This is a genomic window from Chitinophaga sp., from assembly GCF_036569125.1.
Lineage (GTDB): Bacteria > Bacteroidota > Bacteroidia > Chitinophagales > Chitinophagaceae > Chitinophaga.
This window is the reverse complement of sequence record NZ_DATCRF010000370.1, coordinates 1-5,799: the sequence shown is the minus strand read 5'-3', so window position 1 is coordinate 5,799 and position 5,799 is coordinate 1. Positions and strand designations below refer to the sequence as shown.

Below are 5,799 nucleotides of genomic sequence, written 5' to 3'. Positions count from 1 at the left end.
GTCCAGCACCACTTCCCACCAGGGCTGTTTTACCGTGGTGTTGGAGGTCCAGTCCGTAGTGAAATCATCGTCATTGGCAAAGTCCATAATGTTCATATCATCGCTCCAGCTGGAATTGGCAGGCTGGTGTTTGGCAATGTTGGAGGAAATGATGGGCGCATCAGCTTCCGGCAGCTTTGCCCCCGGGCCTTCATTTTTCCATTGTTTGCCAATGGCCTGCAGGGCCTGCAGCGCGTTCTCATCTATCAGCCCATCCCGGTTAGGCGCCACGTTTAAAATAAAGTTGCACCAGGCATTGTTAAAAGGCACAATGTCATCATTCACCAGCATCTTCGGATCCTTTACCGGGTCTTTCGGGAAAGTGGTTTTCCAGAACCAGTTCTTATTAACCGGCAGGCAGGAAAGGGCCGGCAGGCGGTTATTTTCCTTGGAGATATGCTGGCCTGCGCCCTGCTCATAAGATTTAATGTCGGTATACATCAGCGCTTCTGCGGGGTATTTGGCTGAGTTCAGGTCCATCACCAGGCAATTGGGCTGCAGGGTTTTAATAAGGGTATAGATCTCTTCAAACGGCACTGCATCATACGAGATCCTTGACCAGGGCGCATCCCAGCCGTCTATGATCAAAGCGGTGATCTCCCCGTAGTTGCTGAGCAGCTCTGTAAGCTGCGCCTTTATCATCTCCACCTGCTGGCGGGTAATAAAACCCGGGCGTATCTTATGATGCGTATCCAGGATGGAATAATACAGGAATGTTTTTAAGCCCTTTGCACGGAAAGCATTCACATACTCCCGTACCACATCCTTTTTCAAAGGACTGTGCATTACATTATAATCGGTGGTTTTAGTATCCCAGATGCAAAAGCCGCTATGATGCTTGGTAGTTAAGCAGCCATAGCTCATATTGGCCGATCTGGCGGCCGCCGCCCACTGGTTACAATCCAGCTTTTTAGGATCAAACAGGGCAGGGGAGGCCTCAGGGTCTGCCCAGTCCTGGTCCATGAACGTAGGAATGTTAAAGTGAATGAACATGCCAAAGCGCAGGTCCACAAATTGTTGCTGCAAATCGTGTAAGGGTACCCGTGAGGCGGTTGACTGTGCCTTCACCCCTACGGATATACAACAGCAAACAAAAAACCAGAAAAGCCTGTTCATTGATAGCGGTTTGAAGTGATGGGGCTAAAATTATATATTTGCCAACAATTTGCAAATAAAACGTCCGCTTATATATGAAAGCCGTTAAACCATCCTATGTTCTATTGCTTGTTTTGCTGAGTTGTTTTTCCTTTTGCTCACCGCTTATTTCCCGTTATAATGAATATGCCTACCAGCAAACCACCGCGCTGAAAGTAGATGTGCTGAAGGCCATGGACCTGGGAACAGACAGCTTTTCCCTGCATAAGGAAGCACTTTCCGAACTGCAGACGAAAATTGACAAGGCCTATGAATACGAGGTGCACCGGCCCAATAATAAGATCACCCTGGAAATGTGGAATACCATGAAAGATCCCGGCAAGCACCTGTTAGGCGGTTATTTCAAATACTGGCAGGATCATGCGGTGCTCAGTAAACCCTTTATTGAAGAGGCCAAGATCCAGGTTGGGGCAGCTTTTGACAAGATAGCTGAGCTGGAGAGCGGGAAAATTAAGAATTAAGAATTAATAATTAATAATCATGGCCACCGGCTTTTCAATAGAAAAAATTTCTTCACGTAGCCTGTTCAGTATTCATTCTTAATTAAAACTTCATCCACGAACTATCTATTAATTATTCATTATTAATTATTAATTACCTAGCGATGAACTTCGACGAAATATTCGATAAACTTATAAAAGATATCTCAAGCCTGGCTAAATCTACGGTTAAGAGCTATTCTGAAGCGGCCATAAAGGATGGAAAGCAGTTCATACAGGAATCTGAAGAAAAGCTTAAACGCTGGACCCTGCTGCTGGCCAGCAAACAGCTCACCACCGAAGATTTTGAATGGCTGGTAATGAGCCAGAAAGACCTGGCCCAAATGGAGGCGCTTAAACAAAGCGGCCTGGCCCTGGCCCGTATAGATGCATTCCGCATGAGTATGCTCAATCTTATTATTGACACCGTTTTCAGCATTATTAAAATATAGCAGGAGGGGCAGGAATTTTGGGCGTTTACAACGAGTTAACTTTTTATTTAATTTATTACTGTTAACTTCCTGCAAGTAAAGCCATATACTATGGAATTTATGATCACCCATTACCAGATATCCCCACTGGTGCATGGCATCCGGAAATGCCGGTTTATTTACGCTCTTGATGATGGCACCATTACAGTGGTATGTGTGAATGGAAGAAGGAAAATGCAGGATTTTCTTGCCAACACCGGTGCTATTGAGCTGGAAGAATCAGTGAGCATCTATGAAAAAGCCAATGAAATAAGGCGTATGCTGGGCAAAAATCCTATACCTGTTCCGCAGGAAGCGGAAGATTAACAGCCTCCCTGGCTGTTACGTTATTGTGAATAGGCTTCAAAAGCCTCCAGGTATTTATCAATATAGGCTTGTTTGGTTTTAACTTTATACTGCATCACAAAACGCGGATGTTCCAGGGGAACTATTTTCTCAAAGAATTGCTCCTTTTCATTCAATGCCTGCAGGAAAGCGGCATTTTTTCCCGTGCCCATACAGTAACACACTTTGGTGCTGATACCAAAGCCAAGCTGCTTACGCAGGCTGCGCACAATAAGATCGTGTACTGCATTGGTTAAAGTTTTGCTGTCGTAATAATTATAGTTCACCACCTTATCCTTCCCATTGCCGGCAGTAAACCCTAACGGACATACGGAGCTGATGTAAAAGTCCTGGTAAAACGCCTGCACACCGCCGTACGCATGTATCACATCATACACAAAAACAGAGGATGGCTCATGCGTTTTAAACCCTTTAACCGGAATGCCGCATTCTTCCGCCAAACGTTTGGTATCGCTGAAAGGCACGCCTGTAGCGCCGGAGCCCAGCCGGCCCGGGTTAATGCCCAGGATCAGGCGGCGCGTGTGCGTATCATCATAGAACTTTTTATAGAACTGCTGCATTACATCTGCAATAGCAGCTTCCCGGAAGGGATTCATGATCTGTATGCCGGGCGGCAATGCCCCTTTAAATTCCAGCGAGCGGTTAAACTGGATCACATGATCCGCAAAAGTTTGCATCCGATAAATTTAATTAATAATTAAGAATGAACAATTAATAATCATGAGCACTGGTATCTCCAACACCGGTTATGCTGCAAAACATCCTGATCATAGAGCTCCCTCAATACGATTATTAATTATTAATTCTTAATTATTCTCCACACTCCGCCGCATTTATTAATTATTAATCATTAATTATTAATTTCCCGGTTCAACCAAAACCGCCCCACCATGCGAACCGAAAAGCAACTCCTTAACAGGAGGAATTTCCTCCGGAACACCGCTACCATTGCCACCGGCCTTACCGGCCTCAGTATGCTGCCCCTGGGCGGCTGGGCCGCTGGTATCCCTGTATCCAACGTGGAAAACGACATAAACATTATTGGCCCCAAAGCCGGTTATTCCCCCCAGGTAGGTACCCTGGTATCTATGATGGACTGGATGCGTTTTGTGGTATTATTATCTGTAAGTAAAATGCAAACCACCGAGCTGGATTATCTGCATGATGCAAAATCCAACACCATTGGCGCCATGTTATTACACCTGGCCGCCACTGAACGTTTTTACCAGATCCATACTTTTGAAGGTAAAAAATGGGGCGATTGGAGCGAGGCCGATAAAAAACGCTGGTCCATTGCCTCTGAGCTGGGCGAGCCTGCCCGGGAAGCCATTAAAGGCCATGACCTGAACTATTACCTGGATACCCTGAAAGAAGTACGGCAGCATACCCTCGATGAATTTAAAAAACGTGATGATAAATGGCTGCTCTCCGTAGATAAAGAATGGCCCTGGGGCCCCACCAATAACTATTGTAAATGGTTTCATGTATGCGAGCATGAATCTAATCATAACGGGCAAATTAAGTGGATTGCCGGCCGCCTGCCCGGCGCCAAGCCCCATGAAGGATGATGGAATGTAAAATGTAAAATTTTAAATGTAAAATGATAAAGTAAATGCAGCGATACTTTTCCATTTAAAATTTTGCATTTTGCACTTCTAAACTTTAAGTAACACATTCATACTTTTACATTTAAGATTTAAAATTTTACATTTTACATTCCTAAATTTCTCCCTGATGGAAGTTGAATTAACGGCAGGCCCGGGATCCAGAGTACAACATGCCCGCTTCGGCCCCGGGGTAATTATCGGCGTAAAATATGCCCAGTACGTGGTAACCTTTATGAACAGCGGTATTGAGGAAATAGATAAAACCGATCCGCTGTTCGAAGTGCTTTATGCCGAAAACCAGACCACGGAGCTGGAAACCACCTCCGATGTGGAAAGATCACTGTTGAAGATCCTGCGCCTCTGGGGCGGCTTTTCCGAAATAGTGCCCATTGGCGACCGCTGGTCCAAAGGCACCATGATCCTGCAACCGGCAGATGCGGGCTTAAAACCCAAGGAAATACCGCTGGAAGTGTTCTTTCACAAGATCGTAATGGTGCGCGACCGCCTGCGGGTGCTGGAACAGCAGATCAACAGCCACAAGCTGCTCAGCGATGACGATAAGGTGAACATGCAGCAGTATATTACCCGCATTTATGGCTCCCTCACCACCTTTAACGTATTGTTCCGGGATAAGGAACACTGGTTTACCGGCGAAAAGGGGGACTAAGTAAAAAGTTAAAAAGTAAAAATTAAAAAAGTGACAACATTGTTTAGATAATCACTATCACCATATCTTTACATGTCATATTTTTTTTTAATTTTTACTTTTTAACTTTTAAAAGTGCAACCATATACCTCACTGAACCTCCGCAAAGGGCTGTTACTTGCCTTTGTGTGCTTATTACCCGTAGCCCTGTGGGCACAATCTGCACGTCCGCCAAGGGATTCCGCCGGCAACCAGAACAGGGAACGCCCCGGCTTTGCAGACAGTATTCTCCAGAAAATAGAGCAGGTACAGCAAACCCTTACCCGTATCAACAATGTTACGGAAGATGGTTTTAACACCGCCGACATTGAGCGCGACCTGCCCGACATTCAATCCAACATCCAGATCATTAAGGAAAACCTCTCCGTATACAGCAGTGTGCTCAATATCAAAAACCTGCTCACCTTCCAGGTGCTGATGGGCGATATGCAGCAGCGGCTGGATGGCTGGCGTACCTCCCTGTTTAAATACAACCGCCAGCTGGTGACCATGCAAATGGAAATGCGCGGTTTTGCCAAAGATGAGGTAATGCAGCAGCTGCGTAAAGACAGCCTGCTGCAAAAGCTTTACCTGGATGAAATAGCCGATATAAAAAAGAACTGGAAGCTGGCACGCCGCTCTGCCAAAGCCAACCAAACACGTATTGCGCAGCTGCAGGCCAATGTATCCAAAAGTTATTTTGCGCTCATAGAGCTGCAGGATGATGTGCGCGACCGTATCCGCCAGTCCGGTATGCAATCATTTAGCAAAGAGTATAACTACCTGTGGGAGGTAGCAGATAGCAATAAAGCCAGCGTGCAGGTAATGGCCCTGGCGCGTAAATCATACGCCGGGCAGCGCAAAATGCTGGGGTATTATTTCCGGGCGCATAAGGATAACTGGCTCTGGTTAATACTCATAGCCCTGGTGTATTTCAGCTGGGTGTTTAACGCCTTCCGTAAAATACGCCGTGCCGGGCAGCAGCAGGTGATAACAGA

8 protein-coding genes are annotated in these 5,799 nt (G+C 46.0%); 6 read left to right on the top strand and 2 right to left on the bottom strand.

Annotation, left to right across the window (positions count from 1 at the left end; translation table 11 throughout):
• Window positions 1-1,155 (bottom strand): alpha-L-fucosidase (locus VIM87_RS13845; protein WP_331997566.1); only part of this gene is annotated, 1,155 nt, incomplete at its 3' end.
• A gap of 74 nt (window positions 1,156-1,229) precedes the next feature.
• On the opposite strand from VIM87_RS13845, the gene VIM87_RS13840 reads away from it, so the two are divergent.
• From VIM87_RS13840 to VIM87_RS13830, 3 genes are all read left to right on the top strand, one after another.
• Window positions 1,230-1,655, top strand: coding sequence for a hypothetical protein (locus VIM87_RS13840; RefSeq protein ID WP_331997565.1), 426 nt, complete (start codon window positions 1,230-1,232; stop codon window positions 1,653-1,655).
• Between the two features lie 143 nt (window positions 1,656-1,798).
• On the top strand, window positions 1,799-2,125 hold the full coding sequence (locus tag VIM87_RS13835) for a hypothetical protein (RefSeq protein ID WP_331997564.1): 327 nt from the start codon (window positions 1,799-1,801) through the stop codon (window positions 2,123-2,125).
• A 90-nt stretch (window positions 2,126-2,215) separates the two neighbouring features.
• Window positions 2,216-2,470, top strand: coding sequence for a hypothetical protein (locus VIM87_RS13830; protein WP_331997563.1), 255 nt, complete (start codon window positions 2,216-2,218; stop codon window positions 2,468-2,470).
• Window positions 2,471-2,490: 20 nt separating this feature from the next.
• Here VIM87_RS13830 and VIM87_RS13825 read toward each other — a convergent pair whose 3' ends face one another.
• A complete protein-coding gene (locus VIM87_RS13825; protein ID WP_331997562.1) occupies window positions 2,491-3,186 on the bottom strand; it encodes a uracil-DNA glycosylase family protein in 696 nt (231 codons plus the stop codon).
• 213 nt (window positions 3,187-3,399) lie between these two features.
• On the opposite strand from VIM87_RS13825, the gene VIM87_RS13820 reads away from it, so the two are divergent.
• The 3 genes from VIM87_RS13820 to VIM87_RS13810 form a co-directional block, all read left to right on the top strand.
• Window positions 3,400-4,077, top strand: a complete 678-nt coding sequence (locus VIM87_RS13820; RefSeq protein WP_331997561.1) for a DinB family protein — start codon at window positions 3,400-3,402, stop codon at window positions 4,075-4,077.
• Between the two features lie 166 nt (window positions 4,078-4,243).
• Window positions 4,244-4,783 (top strand): hypothetical protein, encoded by a 540-nt coding sequence (locus VIM87_RS13815; RefSeq protein WP_331997560.1) that lies wholly within the window; start codon window positions 4,244-4,246, stop codon window positions 4,781-4,783.
• 114 nt (window positions 4,784-4,897) lie between these two features.
• The coding region (locus VIM87_RS13810; RefSeq protein ID WP_331997559.1) for a hypothetical protein at window positions 4,898-5,799 on the top strand (902 nt) is incomplete at its 3' end.